At 71.4% G+C, this 18,000-nt stretch carries 22 protein-coding genes and 1 pseudogene; 11 read left to right on the top strand and 12 right to left on the bottom strand.

Annotation, left to right across the window (positions count from 1 at the left end):
• Positions 1 to 94 precede the first annotated feature (94 nt).
• From G7075_RS04670 to G7075_RS04660, 3 genes are all read left to right on the top strand, one after another.
• Positions 95 to 682 carry a hypothetical protein gene (locus G7075_RS04670; protein ID WP_166119348.1) on the top strand — a complete coding sequence of 196 codons (588 nt, stop codon included), beginning with the start codon at positions 95 to 97 and terminating at the stop codon, positions 680 to 682.
• 183 nt (positions 683 to 865) lie between these two features.
• A complete protein-coding gene (locus tag G7075_RS04665) occupies positions 866 to 1,069 on the top strand; it encodes a hypothetical protein (RefSeq protein ID WP_166119345.1) in 204 nt (67 codons plus the stop codon).
• Between the two features lie 35 nt (positions 1,070 to 1,104).
• On the top strand, positions 1,105 to 2,094 hold the full coding sequence (locus tag G7075_RS04660) for a hypothetical protein (RefSeq protein ID WP_166119343.1): 990 nt from the start codon (positions 1,105 to 1,107) through the stop codon (positions 2,092 to 2,094).
• Positions 2,095 to 2,107: 13 nt separating this feature from the next.
• Here the strand turns inward: G7075_RS04660 and G7075_RS04655 are convergent, their stop codons facing one another.
• The 3 genes from G7075_RS04655 to G7075_RS22200 form a co-directional block, all read right to left on the bottom strand.
• The gene (locus G7075_RS04655) at positions 2,108 to 2,506 is read right to left on the bottom strand and encodes a type II toxin-antitoxin system VapC family toxin (protein WP_166119341.1); all 399 of its coding nucleotides are present in this window, start codon (positions 2,504 to 2,506) and stop codon (positions 2,108 to 2,110) included.
• Positions 2,503 to 2,760: a type II toxin-antitoxin system VapB family antitoxin gene (locus G7075_RS04650; protein WP_166119338.1), complete on the bottom strand. Its 258-nt coding sequence runs from the start codon at positions 2,758 to 2,760 to the stop codon at positions 2,503 to 2,505. Before G7075_RS04650 ends, G7075_RS04655 begins: the two co-directional genes overlap by 4 nt.
• Before the next feature lie 120 nt (positions 2,761 to 2,880).
• Positions 2,881 to 3,687 (bottom strand): DUF4352 domain-containing protein, encoded by an 807-nt coding sequence (locus G7075_RS22200; RefSeq protein WP_166124220.1) that lies wholly within the window; start codon positions 3,685 to 3,687, stop codon positions 2,881 to 2,883.
• 276 nt (positions 3,688 to 3,963) lie between these two features.
• On the opposite strand from G7075_RS22200, the gene G7075_RS04640 reads away from it, so the two are divergent.
• A complete protein-coding gene (locus tag G7075_RS04640) occupies positions 3,964 to 5,334 on the top strand; it encodes a DUF222 domain-containing protein (protein ID WP_166119335.1) in 1,371 nt (456 codons plus the stop codon).
• A 25-nt stretch (positions 5,335 to 5,359) separates the two neighbouring features.
• Here G7075_RS04640 and G7075_RS04635 read toward each other — a convergent pair whose 3' ends face one another.
• Entirely contained in the window at positions 5,360 to 6,148 is a 789-nt protein-coding gene (locus G7075_RS04635; protein WP_166119333.1) for a hypothetical protein, read from the bottom strand.
• 24 nt (positions 6,149 to 6,172) lie between these two features.
• Between G7075_RS04635 and G7075_RS22455 the strand changes: the two are divergent.
• From G7075_RS22455 to G7075_RS04615, 5 genes and pseudogenes are all read left to right on the top strand, one after another.
• A pseudogene (locus G7075_RS22455) lies at positions 6,173 to 6,313 on the top strand (hypothetical protein); the annotation flags it as partial.
• Between the two features lie 50 nt (positions 6,314 to 6,363).
• Complete coding sequence (locus tag G7075_RS04630) at positions 6,364 to 6,774, top strand: RNA polymerase sigma factor (protein WP_240917888.1); 411 nt, start codon at positions 6,364 to 6,366, stop codon at positions 6,772 to 6,774.
• A complete protein-coding gene (locus G7075_RS04625) occupies positions 6,771 to 7,772 on the top strand; it encodes a hypothetical protein (protein WP_166119331.1) in 1,002 nt (333 codons plus the stop codon). Before G7075_RS04630 ends, G7075_RS04625 begins: the two co-directional genes overlap by 4 nt.
• Before the next feature lie 77 nt (positions 7,773 to 7,849).
• A complete protein-coding gene (locus G7075_RS04620) occupies positions 7,850 to 8,656 on the top strand; it encodes a hypothetical protein (RefSeq protein ID WP_166119328.1) in 807 nt (268 codons plus the stop codon).
• A complete protein-coding gene (locus G7075_RS04615; RefSeq protein WP_166119326.1) occupies positions 8,650 to 8,808 on the top strand; it encodes a hypothetical protein in 159 nt (52 codons plus the stop codon). Before G7075_RS04620 ends, G7075_RS04615 begins: the two co-directional genes overlap by 7 nt.
• Before the next feature lie 51 nt (positions 8,809 to 8,859).
• Here the strand turns inward: G7075_RS04615 and G7075_RS20180 are convergent, their stop codons facing one another.
• Both G7075_RS20180 and G7075_RS04605 read right to left on the bottom strand, forming a co-directional pair.
• A complete protein-coding gene (locus tag G7075_RS20180; protein ID WP_205860621.1) occupies positions 8,860 to 9,336 on the bottom strand; it encodes a hypothetical protein in 477 nt (158 codons plus the stop codon).
• On the bottom strand, positions 9,333 to 10,094 hold the full coding sequence (locus tag G7075_RS04605) for a hypothetical protein (protein WP_166119324.1): 762 nt from the start codon (positions 10,092 to 10,094) through the stop codon (positions 9,333 to 9,335). The genes G7075_RS20180 and G7075_RS04605 overlap by 4 nt, the downstream gene beginning before the upstream one ends.
• 173 nt (positions 10,095 to 10,267) lie before the next feature.
• On the opposite strand from G7075_RS04605, the gene G7075_RS04600 reads away from it, so the two are divergent.
• Complete coding sequence (locus tag G7075_RS04600; RefSeq protein ID WP_166119321.1) at positions 10,268 to 11,260, top strand: peptidase; 993 nt, start codon at positions 10,268 to 10,270, stop codon at positions 11,258 to 11,260.
• A 21-nt stretch (positions 11,261 to 11,281) separates the two neighbouring features.
• Here the strand turns inward: G7075_RS04600 and G7075_RS04595 are convergent, their stop codons facing one another.
• From G7075_RS04595 to G7075_RS04575, 5 genes are all read right to left on the bottom strand, one after another.
• Entirely contained in the window at positions 11,282 to 12,013 is a 732-nt protein-coding gene (locus G7075_RS04595; RefSeq protein ID WP_166119319.1) for a DUF6308 family protein, read from the bottom strand.
• Positions 12,014 to 12,034: 21 nt separating this feature from the next.
• Positions 12,035 to 12,442 (bottom strand): ATP-binding domain-containing protein, encoded by a 408-nt coding sequence (locus G7075_RS04590; protein WP_240917887.1) that lies wholly within the window; start codon positions 12,440 to 12,442, stop codon positions 12,035 to 12,037.
• Between the two features lie 164 nt (positions 12,443 to 12,606).
• Positions 12,607 to 15,576 carry a vitamin B12-dependent ribonucleotide reductase gene (locus tag G7075_RS04585; RefSeq protein ID WP_166119314.1) on the bottom strand — a complete coding sequence of 990 codons (2,970 nt, stop codon included), beginning with the start codon at positions 15,574 to 15,576 and terminating at the stop codon, positions 12,607 to 12,609.
• Positions 15,577 to 15,630: 54 nt separating this feature from the next.
• Positions 15,631 to 16,128, bottom strand: coding sequence for a transcriptional regulator NrdR (gene nrdR / locus G7075_RS04580; RefSeq protein ID WP_166119311.1), 498 nt, complete (start codon positions 16,126 to 16,128; stop codon positions 15,631 to 15,633).
• Between the two features lie 385 nt (positions 16,129 to 16,513).
• The gene (locus tag G7075_RS04575) at positions 16,514 to 16,699 is read right to left on the bottom strand and encodes a hypothetical protein (RefSeq protein ID WP_166119309.1); all 186 of its coding nucleotides are present in this window, start codon (positions 16,697 to 16,699) and stop codon (positions 16,514 to 16,516) included.
• Between the two features lie 244 nt (positions 16,700 to 16,943).
• Here G7075_RS04575 and G7075_RS04570 point away from each other — a divergent pair, with 244 nt between their 5' ends.
• Entirely contained in the window at positions 16,944 to 17,120 is a 177-nt protein-coding gene (locus tag G7075_RS04570) for a hypothetical protein (RefSeq protein ID WP_166119307.1), read from the top strand.
• Positions 17,121 to 17,148: 28 nt separating this feature from the next.
• Here the strand turns inward: G7075_RS04570 and G7075_RS04565 are convergent, their stop codons facing one another.
• A complete protein-coding gene (locus G7075_RS04565; RefSeq protein WP_166119304.1) occupies positions 17,149 to 18,000 on the bottom strand; it encodes a cobalamin-binding protein in 852 nt (283 codons plus the stop codon).

Raw genomic sequence — 18,000 nt, 5'->3', positions numbered from 1 at the left:
GTCGTACTACGTCTCGTAGTAGTTTGGGTCCTGTCAGACCACCACGCACAACGACCGGGCCACCACCTCCGGCCCGCGGAAGGACTCGAGACCAATGCGCAGCTCATTCGACAAGCTCATCTCCTGGACCGGCATCATCGTCGCCGCCGTCCTCCTCGTCGCCGGCGGGCTCCTCGTCTGGGCCTCCACCTTCGCGACCTCCAACGTCCACGACCAGCTCGCGGCGCAGCAGATCACGATGCCCGTGGCCGCCGCCCTCACGACCGACGAGATGAAGGCCAACCTCACGCAGTACGAGGGCCAGGAGATGACCACCGGCGCCCAGGCCAAGGCCTACGCCGACTACTACATCCAGGCCCACATGAACGAGCAGGCCGACGGCAAGACCTACTCGCAGGTCTCCGGCGAGTACATGGCCGCCCTCAAGGCCGACCCCACCGCGCAGGCCACCGCCGACCTCGGCCAGCTCCGCCAGACGCTCTTCATGGGCACCACGCTGCGCGGCATGCTGCTCAACGCCTACGCCTTCGCCACCCTCGGCACCATCGCGATGTGGGCAGCGGTCGCCGCCTTCATCGGCTCCGCGGTCATGTTCGTCCTCGGCGCCCTGGGCCTGGCCCACGCCCGCAAGGTCGTCCACGTCGAGGCCCCGGCCCTCGAGAAGATCCCCGCGACCGCCTGACACCTGCGCCCCCTGCACGCAGCGTCAGCGCACCGGAGCCCCGGTCGGCACCCGCCGACCGGGGCTTCCTCCTGTCGTCCGCCGTCGGTTGTCCACAGGTCGGCCGGAGGCGGCGCGCGCCCGAGGCGTCGGACGGGCAGGCTCGTGGTGTGGGCGAGGGACGCCCGGTCGGAGGGGACGGACATGCGGGCTCGGTCGGCGGTTCTGGCGGGTGTGGGGCTGGCGCTCCTCGTGGTCACGGGGTGCGGTGCGGGCGCGGGGACCGACGTCCAGCAGACCCGGGCCGCCCGCCCCTCGGCCACGGGGACGCGGGCGCCGGTCGTCATGTCCCATGCCGAGGCGTTCCAGACGGCGCTCGCGGCGGTGCCGGCGCTGCGGAAGGACTGACCGGCGCGACGACGGGCACCGTCAACCGCGTCAGCGTGTGCGGGGACGAGCCGGTCGACGTCCCGGGGCTGGCCGACGGTGTGTACGTCGAGGCCGGGTGGGCCGAGCGGCAGGCCGACGCGCCGACCACCCACGACGTCGAGCGCCTGCGTGCGGTGGTGGCGACGGTCCCGTCCGGGCAGCGAGAGCGGGCGGTCGCCGCGGTGCACGCGCTGGCGTCGTGCGACGGAGCCTCCTCCAGCGGTGCGGGCCGCTCCCCCGCGACGTCCGCGGTGGTGAGCGGGGTCGAGGTGGTGACCCTGCCGACGACGTACCAGCAGAAGGCGAAGCCGCACACGGTGCACCGCGTCCACACGGCGGAGGTGGTCGACGGGCTCGCGGTCCTCTGCGTCGCCGACGGGACATCGCTGGAGAAGTCCTTGGAGATGGCGACCGGCTGCACCACCCGGGGTCGCGAGTCGGTCGACGTCATCCGGGGTGGGCCGTCGGCTCGGGGCTCGATCGCGTCCGCGGCTGCCCTGGCAGCGCGACTGCGCCCCACGAAAGGTCGACCCGTGCAGGCCAACCCGGTCCCGGTGCTCGACCCCTGCTACGGCTCGACGGTGCGGCCGCCGACCGCCGGCGTCGTCGCGACGAAGCTGGAGACCGGCGAGATGGCATCGGTGCCGGCACTCCTCGTCGTGCAGCCGTTCGACGACCCGGCAAGCGCTCAGCGCGAGCTGGCCCGCTACCGCGGGCTCACCGCGACCTGCGTCGGCGAGTACGTGCTCTACGAGGCGACCGCGAGCACGCCCGAGTACGGAGTGACCCGGCTGCGCCCTCAGCCGACGTCGAGCGGGGACGGTGGGGTGCGCTTCCCCAGCTTCTTCGGGACCGCGACGAAGCACACCGGCACCTCGCAGGTCGTGGAGGTGTTCACGGTCGGCCCGCACCTGGTCTTCGCGGCCGGCGAGGCCAAGGACCTCGAGGCCGCTACGAAACTCGTCGACGCCGCCATCGCCGACGTACTCGTTCCTCGGGGGTAGATCGCCTGCCGGACTACCGAAGAACGGCTGAGGTGAGGTCGGTGTGGACGAAGTCGTCGCCCTTGAACAGCAACGGATCCCCGGTCTCGCGAGCCAGGGCGTAAGCGAAGCAGTCGCCGAAGTTCAGCCCAGCGGGGTGACCACTGCCCCGGCCGTAGTCGCGGTACGCGGCGCGGCCCAGGGCGACGTGCGCCTCGGTCACCGCGACCACGTCGATGCGCAGGTCGCGGACGACGTCGTCGAGCATCCGGCTGACCTCAGGGCTGCGCCGGGCATCGACGACGATCCCCGCCTCCAGCAGCGATCCGGCGGACATCAGCGCCCGCTCCGCCGACCGGATCGCCGCGATGAACACATCGCGCTCGGGCTCTCGGCCGATGATGGCCACGAGTGCCGAGGAGTCGACGATCACACCGGCAGCCCGTTCTCGTCGTAGAGGTCGTCCGTCGTCAGCGCCCGACGGTCCTCGTCCGTCAGCCGGGCGTCGATCCGGGCGAGGATGTCGTCGAGGCTTTGACGCCACGCCTCCTCCTGCTCCGGACGGTCCAACGCCGCGAGGTACTGCTCGAGGGCGTCCTCGATGACGCTCGTCTGGGACCGGCCGGTGCGTGCTGCCGCCGCGCGAGCCAGCGCGTGTACTCGCTCGTTCTTGATGTTGAGGCTCATGGCAGACATTCTACCCTCGCCGGGTAGACGTCTACCATAAATCGGAGGTCCCACCCGACGGAGCCCCGGTCGACACCGGTCGACCGGCGCTCCGCCCCGTCCGGCGCAGCGGACCCGCTGCTATTTCGTGAGGGCGACCTCGACGCCCCCGGAGAACAGCGAGTCGTGGAGCTCGACCTTCGCCAGCTTGACACCCTTCGGCACGTCGAAGTAGACGCGGCCCTTGACGGTGTTGCCGGGGTTGATCTCCTCGAAGAGGACCTCGGACTTGTCGTCGTAGATCGATGCCTCGGAGTCGGCCGAGAACTTCCGGCCCTTGGTGTCGAACGCGGTCTGGTTGTCGGCGAACATCGTCTGGGCCTCGTCACCGATGTTGGTGATGGACATGTCGACCCGACAGAACTGGCCCTGTGCCTTGGTGCCGAGGTACTGGTTCCCGACGGACTTGATCCCGCAGGTGACCTTGCTGACGACGAACTGGAACTTCCCGTCGCGCACCTTCGTGCCGATCTTGGGTCCGGCCGGCTTCGGCGCCGCCTTGGGGGCAGCGGGCTTGGCCGTCGGAGTGGCAGAAGGCTTCGCCACCTCGGCAGCCGGAGATGCCTTGGTGGCGGGGGTGGGCTCGGCGCTGCTCGACGTCGAGGACTTGAGGGCGGAGTCCTGGGTCGCACCCCCGCCTGCTGCGGCACCCAGAGCAGACACGAATATCACCGTGCCTGCGAGCCCGGCGGGAATGAGGATGCGCTTCTTCTTGAACCAGGGACGCGGCGCGCTCGCAACGCCACCGGCCATGGCGGCGACAGGGGTGGCCGCGGCCTGGGTCTGCTGGGCGGTCCCGGGTGCGAAGTGCTCGGTCCACTGCTGGCCGTCCCAGTAGCGCTGGCGGCCGTCGTTCTGCGGGTACCAGCCGGCAGGAGTGTTCGACATGGTGGTGCTCCTTGGATGAGAGGTCCCGGAAGCACAGAGGGCGCCCCCGAATGCCCGCGACGTGATCCCCCACACGCGGGCGTGCCCGACCGTATGCCGCCCCGTCCGCCAGGAGAAGAGCTGGCCCGCAAGGGGGACCGAACGACCGATACCGACAGGTCGAACGTGCCGTCTGCTAGGTCGTTCCCCGACGAGGCTGTCTGTCGCACAGCCTCTCTCGCACTGGGGGTGTCAGTGGTCCTCTCTAGTGTTGGAGGCAGCAGAGGGGAGCAGGGTATGGGCACGACGGGTTCGGGCGAGGTGATCGGCTCGGTCGCGCCCTCCCCTGCCGGGCTGGTCGCGACCTTCCGCACATCGCTGGCCGACGTCGACGTCACGGTCCTCACCGACGGTGAGCGGGTGGACCTCATCGCCGAGCTCGAGCGGCTCAAGGGTGCGGCGGCCGCTGCCCAGGCGCGGGCCACGGACGCCTTCCGCCGCTCTCGTGAGGCGGCGGCACCGCAGGATGCCGCCCGGTCGGTCGGGTCCCAGGTCGCGCTGGCCCGGCGGGAGTCCCCGACTCTGGGCGACCGGTTCGTCGGCCTCTCCCGGGCTTTGGTCCACGAGCTGCCCGCCACGATGGCCGCCCTCACCGACGGGACCGTGGGCGAGCGGCACGCCGTCGAGGTCGCCCGCGAGACCGCCACCCTCACCCGCCAGGACCGCACCGAGGTCGACCGCCGCCTCGCCCCCGTCATCGGCCGCCTCTCCCCCAAGGCCGCCGGCCGTGCCGCACGCCGGGTCGCCACCGAGCTCGACGCCGCCTCCGTCCTCCGCCGGATGGAGGCCGCCGTCGCCTCCCGACGCGTCACCGTCCGCCCCGCCCCCGACGGCATGGCCTACCTCACCGTCCTCGGCCCGCTGCGCGACATCGTCGGCGCCTACGCCGCCCTCCAGGCCCGCGCCCGCACCGTCGTCGGCGGCCAGTGCCCCGACGAGCCCGCCGACGGCCGCGGTGCCGGCGCAGTGATGGCCGACACCGCCACCCGGCTGATGGCCGGCCTCGCGCCCGGGCAGGTCCAACCCGTCGAGGTCCAGCTCGTCATCAGCGACCGCGCCCTCCTCGGCACCGGCAACCCCTCATCGTCCGTCTTCACTCCCGCCCGCATCCCCGGCCACGGGCCCGTCCCGGCACCCATCGCCCGCGCCTGGGTCCGGGGCGCCGACAACGCCTCCGTCTGGCTACGGCGCCTCTACACCAGCCCCGATGGGCGCGACCTCGTCGCCATGGACTCCCGCCGCCGACTCTTCACCGGCCTCCTGCGCCGGATGCTCGTCCTGCGCGACGACGTCTGCACCACCCCCTGGTGCGACGCCCCCATCGTGCACGCCGACCACACCCACCCCGCCCACGACGGAGGCGCCACCACCTACGACAACGGCTCCGGCACCTGCGCCCGCTGCAACCACGTGAAGGAAACCCCCGACTGGTCCGTGGCAGTGGTCCGCGATTCACCGCGAGAGATCGAGATCCACACCCCCACCGGCCACACCTACCGCTCCCTCGCCCCGCCCCTCCTCGGCTGGGGCACCGACCCACCACCCGATCCCGGCCGGCATCCCTCGGTCCTGGAGTCACGCCTCGAGGCGCTGCTCGCCATCGCCTGAGGCCGGTGTCAGTGATGCCCTGACCTCACGACGCGGGACAGGTGCCTCCCCCGCCGACCAGGCCCTCGGCGGTCTCGACGAACGTGACGCGCCATGCATCCGCCGGCGAGGGACCCGTGTTCTCGACCCGGATCCGGAGCCTGCCGTGCATCGCACTGTCGACGCCGGCCACCTCCCGCCCGGCACCGTCGACGCGGCGAACACCGGAACGGTCGACACAGACGTCGAGGATCACGGCCGGGAGTACGCCCGGCAGCCCCTTGAGGTCGACGAGGAACACGTCCGCCACCTGCACCCGGGCTGCCCCCGTCTGGTGGACGCCCCGGCCGGACATCGCGCTGACCTCGGCACGGTGTTCGTTGAGCGCGTCCCAGCCGGCCGTCTCCGCCACCGAGTCATGCGCCGGGTCGCCGGGGTGCGCGAGCGCCTCGTTGCGGGCGTCGACGTACCGCCGGAGCACCTCGGTGGCTGCGGCGACGGCGACCTCACGGCGCGGCCGCTCGGCCTCGCCCTTCGCCGCCCGTGCCGCCTCGCGGGCCTCTCGTTCCCGGGCGGCCACGGCCCATGCCTGGGCGCGCGAGACGATGCGAACGGACCCGGTGCTGCACCCCGCGGACACCGCCGGCACCACCATCAGCACCACCATCGCGATCGCGAACCTCCACGCCCTCATCCCGTGCCCCTCCCGTGGTCCGAACCGGCCGCCGGTCCTCTCGCCAACCAGACTGCCCAGCCCGCGACCTAGCGCCGCGCGGTTTTCCACAGCCCCGGGCCACCACCCGCCACGTGTAACGCTCGCGCCGGGCCCGGACATGGAGGGGGTGTCAGACTGACCCGCGTGGAGGGGGATCCATTGAGCACGCCCGAGGACCGGTTCTCGGCGCTCTTCGACGCCACCCACGTCGCGCTGCTCGGGTACGCCGTGCGCCGCGTGACCGACCCGGCCGATGCCGCCGACGTCGTCGCGGAGACGTACCTCGTCGCGTGGCGCCGGCTCGAGGACGTCCCACCGGGAGCGGAGGCCCGGCCGTGGCTCTTCGGGTCGCCCGGCGGGTGCTCGCCAACCACTACCGCGGCGAGCGACGACGCCTGGCACTGGCCGACCGGTTGCGCGACTCCCTCCACCAGGCGGTGCCACCACCCGAGGTCCGCGAGCCCAGCGTCGTCGAGCGGGCCGTCGAGCGGCTGGGGTCCGACGACCGCGAGCTGCTGCGCCTCGTCGCCTGGGAGGAGCTCGCGCGCGAGGAGATCGCCCTCGCGATGGGCCTCTCCCGCGCCACCGTCCGGGTCCGCCTGCACCGGGCCCGGACCCGCCTGCGCGAGGCGATGGCCGCCATCGAGTCCGAGACGGATGCGCCTGTCGTGCAACGCATCACCCCACCCGGACATGACTCCCCCAGATGGGCGACCGCCCGTCGCGGCACCGAGGAGACCTCGTGAACGACCTGGAGCTCATGGACGCCCTGCGCACCGCGCGCCGGGTCGACGACACGACGATCGCCACGGTGACCGACCGGCACGCGCTCAACGCGCTGCGAGAGGGGATCACCATGACCGACCGCCACACTCCCCCGACCGTCGAGGCGCCGCGGAGGGGCCGGCGCCTCGGCCGTCGGGGACTCACCGCCGGCGCGCTGGGGGTCGTCCTCGTCGGTGGCGGCGTCGCGTACGCCGCCACCCACTGGGACCGCGGCCCGCTCATCGACGGCCTCACCTGCGCCCGCTCGGTCGCCGTCACCGACGGGTGGCTCGAGGTCTCCGGCGCGGCCACGGGTCGGTCGGTCACCGGCGACGACGTCGCGGACTGCGCCGCCATCCGCGCCGATGCCGGTCTGCCGGCCCTCGCCGACCCCGTCGCCGTGCAGCTCCAGGGCAGCCGCTTCGTCGTCTCGCGCGACGGGCTTTCCGCCGAGGTCCTCGCCGCGGCGACTCCGAGCACCCCCGATGCCGACCGGGCCGCGCGGCTCGAGCTCGACTCCGCGCTCGGCGACTGGGTCGACGGACCGCAGGGTGGGTGCTTCTCGGCAGCGGAGGCGCGCAGCTACGCGACGTCGTCGCTGGCCCGGGCGGGCCTCTCCGAGTGGCCGGTCCGCGTGGCCGCCGCGCCCGGTGGAGCCGACGCCGGACCCTGCGCGGGCGTCGAGGTCGGTGCCGCAGGTCGGTCCGTCGTCGTGACGCCGGAGGCTCGCCGACCCGTCGAGCGCGGCACCCCCGACGTCGCCGACTCCGTCATCGACCTGTCCGAGTCGCTGCGCTCGCGCCTCGACGGGCAGTGCCTGACGCTCGCCGACGCCGAGTCGACGGTCCGCCGGACGGCCGGGACGGCCACCCGGGTGGCCACCGTCGCCGACGAGTCGCTGGACTGCGCAGACGTCGACATGGTCGTCGGCGGAGACGTCCAGCTCACGGTGCGCGGCCCGGCCGTCGCGCGTCCGTGATCCGATCGAGGTCGGCCGTTCGGCCGGGCATCCGTCGAGTGCCGGTGCGCGGCCGGACGCCCTCCTACCCTTGGCGGGTGCTGGACGGGGGAAACCGCGAGCCCGACGACGCGGACGCGGAGTGGCGGCGCCTCGTCGACGCGACGTGGTCGACGCCGTCGGACCGTGCCGAGATCGACGGCATCCTCGAGACCGCCGAGCACCCGCAGCCCGGCTCGCGGGGCCGCGGACCCGGGTCGGCCAGGACCCTGCTGATCGTCCTCGTGGTCCTGCCGCTGCTCGTGGGCCTCAAGGTAGTGGCGCCCGACATCCCCGGGTGGTGGGACTACCTGGTCCACGGCGACCCGACCTTCCGCGTCGGCGCCGGCGCCCCCGTGGTGGCGCCGCCGAAGGACGGCCGGGTGCGGGCGGCCGTCCCCGTGCCGGACGCCCCCTCGTCGACGGAGTACTCGTTCCTGCAGCTGGAGCCGGACGGGTCGCCGGTGATGTTCAACCCGTGCCGCACGATCCACTACGTCATCCACGACCCCGTCGGCCTCGGCGACGCCGGCCGTGACGCCGTCACCCGGGCCGCCGCCGAGATGTCGATGGTCACCGGGCTGGCGTTCGTCTTCGACGGCTACACCGACGAGGAGCCCAGCAAGGACCGCGCTCTCACGGTGCCGCAGTACTCGACGCGCTGGGCGCCGGTGCTCATCGCGTGGAGCGACCCCGAGGAGACCCGCGCCTGGCCGGCCGGGTCGTCGGCCTCGGCATCGGTCGCTCGGCCCGGGGCGCGGACGGGCAGTACACGTACGTCAGCGGGCACGTGTGGCTCGACACCCCCTCCCTCGCACCGGGACTCGGCAGTGACCGCGGGTTCAAGGCGGCGCAAGCGGTGGTGATGCACGAGCTCGGGCACGTCATCGGAGCAGGGCACGCCGAGGACTCCGGACAGCTGATGTCGGCCGCCGGCGGTCTCGACACCTCGTTCGGCGACGGCGACCGCTACGTCTTCGCCAGGCTCGGCCGAGGCTCCTGCGCGTCGGGCCTCTGAGCACGAACCCGCACCTCCCGTCGTGGCCCAGGGCCTTTGACCGGGGGAGCGTCAGCTGCGGATGCCGTGCCGCGCGTTCCAGGCCTGCGCGCTGGAGTAGGCGTCGACCATCGACCAGATCCACACCACGGGGATGACGAGGATGCCGATGAACACGAACAGCAGCAGGAAGCCCACGAAGTAGCTGAGCAGGAAGGCCACGCCCTTGCCCGCCTGCCCGTTGATGAACTGGCCGAGTCCGGGCAGGAAGAACGACGCGATGACGGCGATGCCGGCGCTCTTCGGCGCCACGCGCGTCGCTGGGGCGTAGCCGTACGTGCCGGCCACGAGGGGTGCGGGCTGCCCGGGTGGCAGGGGGTAGCTGGTCGGGACCTGCTGCGGCGGTGGGGTCGCCGGGGCCCGCACCACCTCGCCGTGGACGACGGCGGCGTGCCCCTGCGCGGCGAGCTCGCCCCAGGCGGACCCGTTCCACCAGCGCTGGGTACCGTCGGGCTGCGGGTACCACCCCGCAGGTGCGCTCTGGCTCATGGCGCTGTCTCCCTCTCCCGGGTCGCGACCCACTGGTCGTGACGCTCGACCCACGGGGCACGCACCGCGGGATGGACCAGAGCGTGCCACTCCAGCTCCCGTCCGTCGATGACGACCCGCCGCGCGCTGAGGTAGCCGTCAACGGTGAGCTCACCACCCGTACCGCCACCGACGGCGGCCAGCACGCGAGCCGCAGCGTTACCCAAGGTGATGATGCGCTCGGCGCCGCTGGCCACGACCTGAGCCCGCAGACGGTCGTGCTGCGCAGTCGCCAGCCGGACGATCGTGTCCTCGGAGGGATGGGAGGTCATCGACACCGCCGGGAGCCCGAGCCGATCGCGCAGCGGTGAGTAGACCGTGCTGAGCGCCTTCTTCACGCCGGTGCTCATCATCGAGGTCGGCAAACAGTCGGTGACGAAGTAGTCGTCGACCGCGACGCCGAGCGGCGCGAGCCACCGGGCGTGCAGGCTCCGGCCGGACGACCCGTTGAGCGCGGCGGCGCGAACGGTGCCCCACTCGGGACGAAACCACTGCTGCTGCCACAACTCGACGAACCTGTCCATGTCCGAGCCGTCCCAGAACGGGAACGGCTCGTTGTCGACCGGGAGCGCGACCACGCGCCGACCGAGTCCGTCCGGCGGTGTCCACTCGACGTGGACGGCCGACGGGTAGGCACCGAGCACGAACGTCGACACCTCGCGTGTCGGCAGGCCGATGGTCAGATCATCGACCGGTGCCCCGAACGGGAATGTCCCCATACCTTCTCCCCCAACGTCTCTCACATCCGGTGGGCACCCTAGGCGCGCCCACCGACAGCCGCCACCGTCCGCACCAAGTTCGGCCGTTCGGCTGGTCCGTCGTCGTTCGGTCCGCGCCCTGCGGCCTGCCCTCCTAGGTTGTGCGGGTGCCGAACGGGGGAATTGGTGCGCGGATGGACGCGCTCACAGGTGGGCCGGGACGTCGACAGCGCGAGATGCTGCGCAGGCTCGAGGAGCTCGACCGCCTGGACCTGATGAACCCGGACCCCGAGCAGGTGCTCTGGCCCGGTGGCCGTTCATCCCGTCACGACCCTCGCGCGTGGGAGCCCGGGCGCCACCGCACCGTGTCAACCGGTCCGTGGTGGCAGCGGCACCGCACCGCCGCGTTCGTCCTCACGGCCGGCATCCTGGCGGCCGGGTGGTTCGGCGCGCCGCACGCGGGTGACTGGAGCAGCAGGCTCGTCGCTGCGCGCCCGGCCGCCGGGCAGCCCCATCCCGGATCTGCCTCGGGGTCGGACACCCGCGTCCTCCCGCCCGTCGTGATGACCGATGTCCCGAGCGCCTCCCGCTTCGCCTTCCCCGCCACCCAGGACGACGGTTCGGGGCCCCTGACGTTCGACCCCTGTCGCCCGATCCACTACGTCGTGCGCGACCGTCCGGAGGTGGGTGACCGAGGTGCTGCCATCATCGCGGCGGCCGTGGCGGAGGTGTCCAAGGCGACCGGCCTGGAGTTCGTCGACGACGGCGCCACCGACGAGGCACCAAGCACGGATCGCGATCTCTACCAACCAGATCGATACGGCGGGCAGTGGGCGCCGGTCCTCATCGCGTGGAGCGATGCGGCCGAGCAGCCCGAGCTCGGCGGACGGACCGCCGGACTCGGTGGCGGACTGCCTCTCCGAGACACCCACGGTCATCTGACGTACGTCAGCGGGACGGTGTGGTTGGACACGCCCGATCTCGCGCCGGACCTCGCCACTGCCGCAGGATCGGCCGGCGTGCAGGCGGTGATCATGCACGAGCTGGGGCACGTGCTCGGCGCCGCCCACGTCAGCGATTCCCGCGAGCTGATGAACGGCGAGAACTCGGGACTGAACGCCTTCGGCGTGGGTGACCGGTACGGCCTGTCGGTACTCGGCACTGGGCAATGCGTACCCGGCCTGTGAGACACCAAGCTCTGTCGACGGTCAGTGCGGGATTCGTCGCCCGTGCATCCAGAGCGCGACGTCGAGGTGGCGTAGTCGGCGATTCACGTGACCGACGTTCACCCCGTCGCGGGTCTGCACCTCGTCGATGACGTCGTCCAGGCGGGTGCGCACCTCGTCGTTCTGGATGATGTGCCGGTAGACCTGCCAGTCCACCTGATAGTTGTGCTTCGGTCCGCTGAGACCGAGGAGGTCGCACACGACCGAGTCGCGCACCGGGAACAGGTCCGGACGCTTTCGAGCGCACAGCTTGGCTGCCGTCACCCACCGGTTGCCCTTGCTCACGTGGTCCAGTGACAGCGCCCTCTTGACGGTCTCGTGCAGTGCGGCCATCGCCAGAAGCGTCTCGTTGTCGGCGACCATCAGGTCGGCGTCCAGCGGCAGGTGCTCCTCGGTGAGCAGCACTCGGACCTCACGGTTGGTGGCCGTCATCTCGAGCAGCCGACGCACGGCCTGCGGCTCGGCCTGCACCCCGAGAAGGGTCAACGACAGAAGGTCACCACTCGTGATCGCGTACGGGTCCACGGGGTCGATGTCGAGGAACGTCGCGCCGGCGAAGTTCGAGGACCGGTCGTAGTGCAGCGCGACGTTGTCCACGACTGCCGGATCGTGCAGAACGCCGAGGGCGGTGTCCAACCCTCGGCTCAGCTGCGCGTCCGACGCGGCCTTCCAGCCGTTGGGAACTGCGGTGAACCGTTCGTCCGTCGTCGTCATGTCTTCCCCTCTCGACTGCAGTCACGCTATGCCGACACCCAAGCGTTTGGCCACCTCCGGGCCGCCGATCTCGCGGATGAGCTCCGGTGGCCCGACCACGACGAGCTTGTCCGTCGCGCGCGACAGACCGACGTAGAGACGCTCGCGGGACCGGTCCTTGACCGAGGCCTCGTTGGCGCACAGCACGACGCAGCGCCGCTCCAGTCCCTTGAAGCCCAGGACGTGCCCGTAGAAGACCTGGTCGATGTCCCAGAACGTGTCCCAGTACCCGTCCTGCCCGAGCACCTCCTGCCGCGAGACCTGCTCGTCGTGTCGCGCACCGGTGGTCAGCAGGGCGACGTCCTCGGGACGCCAGTCCTCCAGCAGCGCCTCGACCGCGTCGTCCGCCACGTCCAAGGCATCGTCCAGCGAAGTGGGGATGAACGTCACCTCGGGCCCGTCGCCGCCACGCGCGCGCATCCGCATCGGCGCGAGCGGCCCGAAGGCGTCCGCGATCTGCTTGGTGTTGCGCAGGTACCCATCTTCCGTACGAGGACAGACGAGGGCCCGGGCGGAGTGGTCTCCACCCGGGCCCTCGTCGTTCGACTACAGCGTCAGCTGCAGCCGCTGGTGCTGCCGCAGCCTTCGCAGACGTAGCAGGAGCCGGCGGGGCGCATCTTGGTCCCGCAGGTCATGCACATCGGGGCGTCGGCAGCCTTGGAGTTGCCGAACGCCGCCAGGAGGTCGGCCGAGCTGTGGATCTCCGAGGAGACCTCACGAGCCGACGCAGCACCCGAGCCGGAGGCGACGGTCGCCGCGGACTCCGCGTCGGCCGAGTGCGTCTCCGCAGCAGCAGGAGCGGAGGCGGCAGCAGCCGGCTCCTCGTGCTTCTTGGACGAGGCGCCGATGCCGACCGAGAGGGACTCGATCTCCTCGACGAGCTCCTCGTCGGACTCCGCGGACTCCGGCGCGTACGAACCGGTCTCGAGCTGGCGCGCCCGCTCCTCCGCGGTGTGGATGCCCATGTAGGAGCGCGTGTCGAAGTCGAGGTGGTCCAGGGCCAGCCGGCGGAACACGTAGTCCATGAGCGACTGCGCCATCCGCACGTCCGGGTCGTCGGTCATGCCGGCCGGCTCGAAGCGCATGTTCGTGAACTTCTCGACGAACGTCTCGAGCGGCACGCCGTACTGCAGCGCGACCGAGGTGACGATCGAGAAGGCGTCCATGACGCCGGCGAGCGTGGAGCCCTGCTTGCCGAACTTGAGGAACACCTCGCCGAGGCGGCCGTCGTCGTACGTGCCGGCGGTGAGGTAGCCCTCGGCCCCGCCCACGGCGAACGACGTGGTCTGGCTCGTGCGGCGCTTCGGGAGACGCTCGCGGGTCGGCCGGTAGACGACCTTCTCGACGATCTCCGTCGTGGCCGCAGCCACCGCGGCAGAGGCCTTGTCAGCGGCCGCGTCCTTGGCGGTGGACCCGCCGTCGGAGAGCGGCTGGCCGACCTTGCAGTTGTCGCGGTACACGGCCAGCGCCTTGAGGCCGAGCTTCCAGCCCTGGACGTAGACGTCCTCGATCTCCTCGACGGTCGCCGTCTCCGGCAGGTTGACCGTCTTGCTGATCGCACCGGAGAGGAACGGCTGCGTGGCGGCCATCATCCGGACGTGGCCCATCGGGGAGATGGCGCGCGCACCCATCGCGGTGTCGAAGACCTCGTAGTGCTCGGTCTTCAGGCCCGGCGCGTCGATGACGTGACCCTTGTCGGCGATGTACTCGACGATCGCCTCGACGGTCTCCTCGGTGTAGCCGAGCTTGCGCAGGGCCCGCGGGATCGTGAGGTTGACGATCTGCATCGAGCCGCCACCGACGAGCTTCTTGAACTTCACGAGCGAGAAGTCGGGCTCGATGCCGGTGGTGTCGCAGTCCATCATGAAGCCGATGGTGCCGGTGGGGGCGAGCACCGACGCCTGGGCGTTGCGGTAGCCGTTCTTCTCCCCGAGCTTGACGACGTCGTCCCACGCCTTGGTGGCGACGCGGTGGATGTCGCGGTCCATCGTGCCGAGCGTGCGCACGTCGTCGTTGGCGGCGGCGTGCTTGCGCATGACCCGCTTGTGGGCGTCGGCGTTGCGGGCGTACCCGGCGTAGGCGCCGACGACCGCGGCCATCTCGGCGGAGCGCTTGTAGGCGGCACCGGTGAGCAGCGAGGTGATGGAGGCGGCCAGGGCGCGGCCACCGTCGGAGTCGTACCCGTGGCCGGTGGCCATGAGCAGCGCGCCGAGGTTGGCGTAGCCGATGCCGAGCTGGCGGTAGTCACGCGTGGTGATCCCGATCGACTCGGTCGGGAAGTCGGCGAAGCAGATCGAGATGTCCATCGCCGTGATGACGAGCTCGACGACCTTCTGGAAGGTGACCGCGTCGAAGGTGTCGTCGTCGCGGAGGAACTTCAGGAGGTTGAGCGAGGCCAGGTTGCACGAGGAGTTGTCGAGCGACATGTACTCCGAGCACGGGTTGGACGCGGTGATGCGGCCGCTCTCGGGGTTGGTGTGCCAGTCGTTGATCGTGCCGTCGTACTGGATGCCCGGGTCGGCGCACTCCCACGCGGCCTTGGCGATCTTGCCCATGAGCTCGCGGGCGTCGACGGTCTCGATGACCGAGCCGTCCTTGCGCGAGGTGAGGCCGAACTCGGTGCCGTCCTCGACGGCGCGCATGAAGGCGTCGTTGACGCGGACCGAGTTGTTGGCGTTCTGGTACTGGACGGAGGTGATGTCCTTGCCGCCGAGGTCCATGTCGAAGCCGGCGTCGCGCAGCGCGCGGATCTTGTCCTCCTCGCGCGCTTTGGTCTCGACGAACTCGACGATGTCGGGGTGGTCGACGTCGAGGACGACCATCTTCGCCGCGCGGCGGGTGGCGCCACCGGACTTGATGGTGCCCGCGGACGCGTCGGCGCCGCGCATGAAGCTGACCGGGCCGGAGGCGGTGCCACCGGAAGACAGCAGCTCCTTGGAGGAGCGGATGCGCGAGAGGTTGAGGCCGGCACCGGAGCCGCCCTTGAAGATGAAGCCCTCCTCCTTGTACCAGTTGAGGATGGAGTCCATCGAGTCGTCGACCGAGAGGATGAAGCAGGCGCTGACCTGCTGCGGGCTCGGGGTGCCGACGTTGAACCAGACCGGCGAGTTGAAGCTGAACACCTGGTGCAGCAGGGCGTACGTCAGCTCGTGCTCGAAGATCTCGGCGTCCTCGGGGTTCGCGAAGTACCCGTGGTCCTTGCCGGCCTTGACGTAGGTGAGGACGACGCGGTCGATGAGCTGCTTGAGCCCGGTCTCGCGCGCCTCGGTGCCCACGGCCCCGCGGAAGTACTTGGTGGTGACGATCGTGGAGGCGTTGACGCTCCAGAAGTCGGGGAACTCGACGCCGCGCTGCTCGAAGATCGTCACGCCGGTCTTCCAGTTCTGCTGGACGACGTCGCGCTTCTCCCAGGTCACCTCGTCGTACGGGTGGACGCCCGGCGTGGTGTAGATGCGCTCGATCTTCACCCCCTTGCCCTTGGCGGCCTTGCGGGCACCTGCACGTGCTCCGGCGATATCGGTCATGCCGTTTCCCTTCCTTCTGCCCCCGTGGAGGCGGTGGTGACCTGTGGGTCTGTTCTACTGCTGGGGTCCGACAGGCGCGGTGGCCTGCGGCTCCTCCGCGGTCGCCTCACGTTCGGCGCGCAGGAGGGTGATGGCCGACTCGAAGTCCTCGAGGGAGTCGAAGGCCTGGTACACGCTCGCGAACCGCAGGTACGCGACCTCGTCGAGCTCGCGCAGCGGCTCGAGGACGGCCAGGCCGACCTCGTGCGCGTCGATCTCTGCGGAACCCGCGCTGCGGATGGTCTCCTCGACCTTCTGGGCGAGGATCGCGAGGTCGTCCTCGGTGACCGGGCGGCCCTGGCAGGCCTTGCGGACGCCGACGAGCACCTTGGCCCGGCTGAACGGCTCGGTGGCGCCGGAGCGCTTGACGACGCTCAGGCTCGCGGTCTCGACGGTGGTGAACCGGCGGCCGCACTCCGGGCACTGGCGACGGCGCCGGATGGACGAGCCGTCGTCGGTCGTGCGGGAGTCCATGACCCGGGAGTCGGTGTGCCGGCAGAACGGGCAGTGCATGCTCTCGGCCCCTCTCCTGTGGACGAAACGGTGGACTCAGGTGTGAACAACCTGTGGATGACTGCCATTTCGTGTGCACAAGATGTGGACGAACTACAGCGGTGTAACCACTAGATGTTGTGCTCATCATGCATGCTGTGTGACCTGCGACGCAAGAAGGCGCGGCAAAAGATCGTCCGTTCGGCTGTTTGCGCAGGTCAGAGGGGGTGCAGGCCCGTCACGCCGGGGCCGCGTCGGCGTGTCGCAACACCATTGGTGGGACGGATGTGACGGGTGTGGCACCAGATCTGGGGTCTGGAGCTCTGGAGAGCCCCACCACATCTGGTGACGGTCGGCGAGCCCTCCCGGCGCCGGGGAGATGCTCCTCTCCCGGCGCCGGGGCGTCTCACTCCCCCGGGCAGGCGGCCTGGTGGACCAGGGCCGCCGTGAGCATCCAGTGCCAGTCGGTGGCGGCCGACCCGCCGCGCGCGCCGGCCCCGCAGCCGCACTCCCAGTGCCACCGGCCGAGGACGTCGCACGTCACGGCCGGGTGGTGGGTGCGGCGGGCGGTCCGCCGGCGGATGGTCCTCATGGGCAGGAAGAGGACCGGGCCGGGCCTTCTGATACCGCAGGACGTGCGGTCGTGCGCGACGTCGCCGGACGCCCGGTCCATTCCTCACGCGTGGAGCGCTCGTGGGCCCGCATCAGCCGTTCGGCCATCCCGGGTCCCCCGAACACCCCCACCTACGGAATCAGTAGTGGCTTTACCTTCCCTTGGTGTCATCGTGGAGAACGTCATACCGAAGCAGGGGACACGCTTCTGGGAGGACAGCGTCATGGGATATCACCTCGAGGGGCCGCTGGGTCGCTACACCGTGAGCTCGGCATCGCCGCGCCACGACGGCGAGCACGCCCCGTCACCACTGGTCGACCTGATCCGGGTCGGCGTCAGCGCTCTCTCGCGCCTGCCGCTGACGCAGCACCACGACGGCCAGGGCCGCCGTCACGGCTGATCGGGTCGGGCCCGCGCCGCGGGTCCCGTCAGGTCGTCGGGTGCAGGAGCCGAGCCAGCTCCTCCACCCCGTCGACCAGGCGGGGCCCGGGCCGGGCCCACTCACCGTCGGCGTCCACCGCGTGGACGACCGCCCCCGCCGGCAGGCAGCCCTGCGCGACGAGCGCGTCGGCCTGGACCTGCGCCGCAGCCCGGTCGTAACCGCACGGCGCGACGACCACGACGTCCGGTCGCGCCGCCGCCACCTCGCCCCACCCGATGCGGTGCGAGCGGGCACCGACCGTGCCCAGCACCGACTCTCCCCCGGCCCGCTCGACGAGCTCCGGCACCCAGTGCCCGGGCGCGTACGGCGGGTCGGTCCACTCGAGCACGACGACGCGCGGTCGAGGACGCCCCGCCACGCGCGCCGCGACCTGCGCGAGCCGCTCACGCAGTGACGTGACGACGGCCGCCGCCTCCTCGGCGCGGCCGACCGCCGCCCCGATCGTGACGATGGACGCCAGCACCTCCTCGAGCGTGTGCGGGTCGACCGTGAGCACCTCGGCCGTGCAGCCCAGATGGGCCAGCGCGGCATCGACCGTCGAGACGTCGAGGGCACAGACGGCGCAGAGGTCCTGGGTGACGACGAGGTCGGCGTCGAGCCCGGACAGCGCGCCGGCGTCGAGCCGGTAGAGGTCCTCACCGCGGGCGACCGCAGCAGCGACGGCCTCGTCGATCTCGCGCGGGGAGAGCCCCTCGGGGAGGGTCGTGTTGGAGACGACGGTGCGCGTGCGGGCCTCGGCCGGGTGGTCGCACTCGAAGGTCACGCCGACGACGTCGTCCGCCGCACCGACGGCGAAGAGGATCTCGGTGGCGGAGGGAATGAGGCTGACGACGCGCAC

The sequence above is a fragment of the Phycicoccus sp. HDW14 genome (genome assembly GCF_011383005.1).
In the GTDB taxonomy this organism is placed as follows: domain Bacteria; phylum Actinomycetota; class Actinomycetes; order Actinomycetales; family Dermatophilaceae; genus Phycicoccus.
The sequence above is the reverse complement of the archived record's forward strand: the minus strand, read 5'-3'. Positions and strand labels throughout refer to the sequence as shown.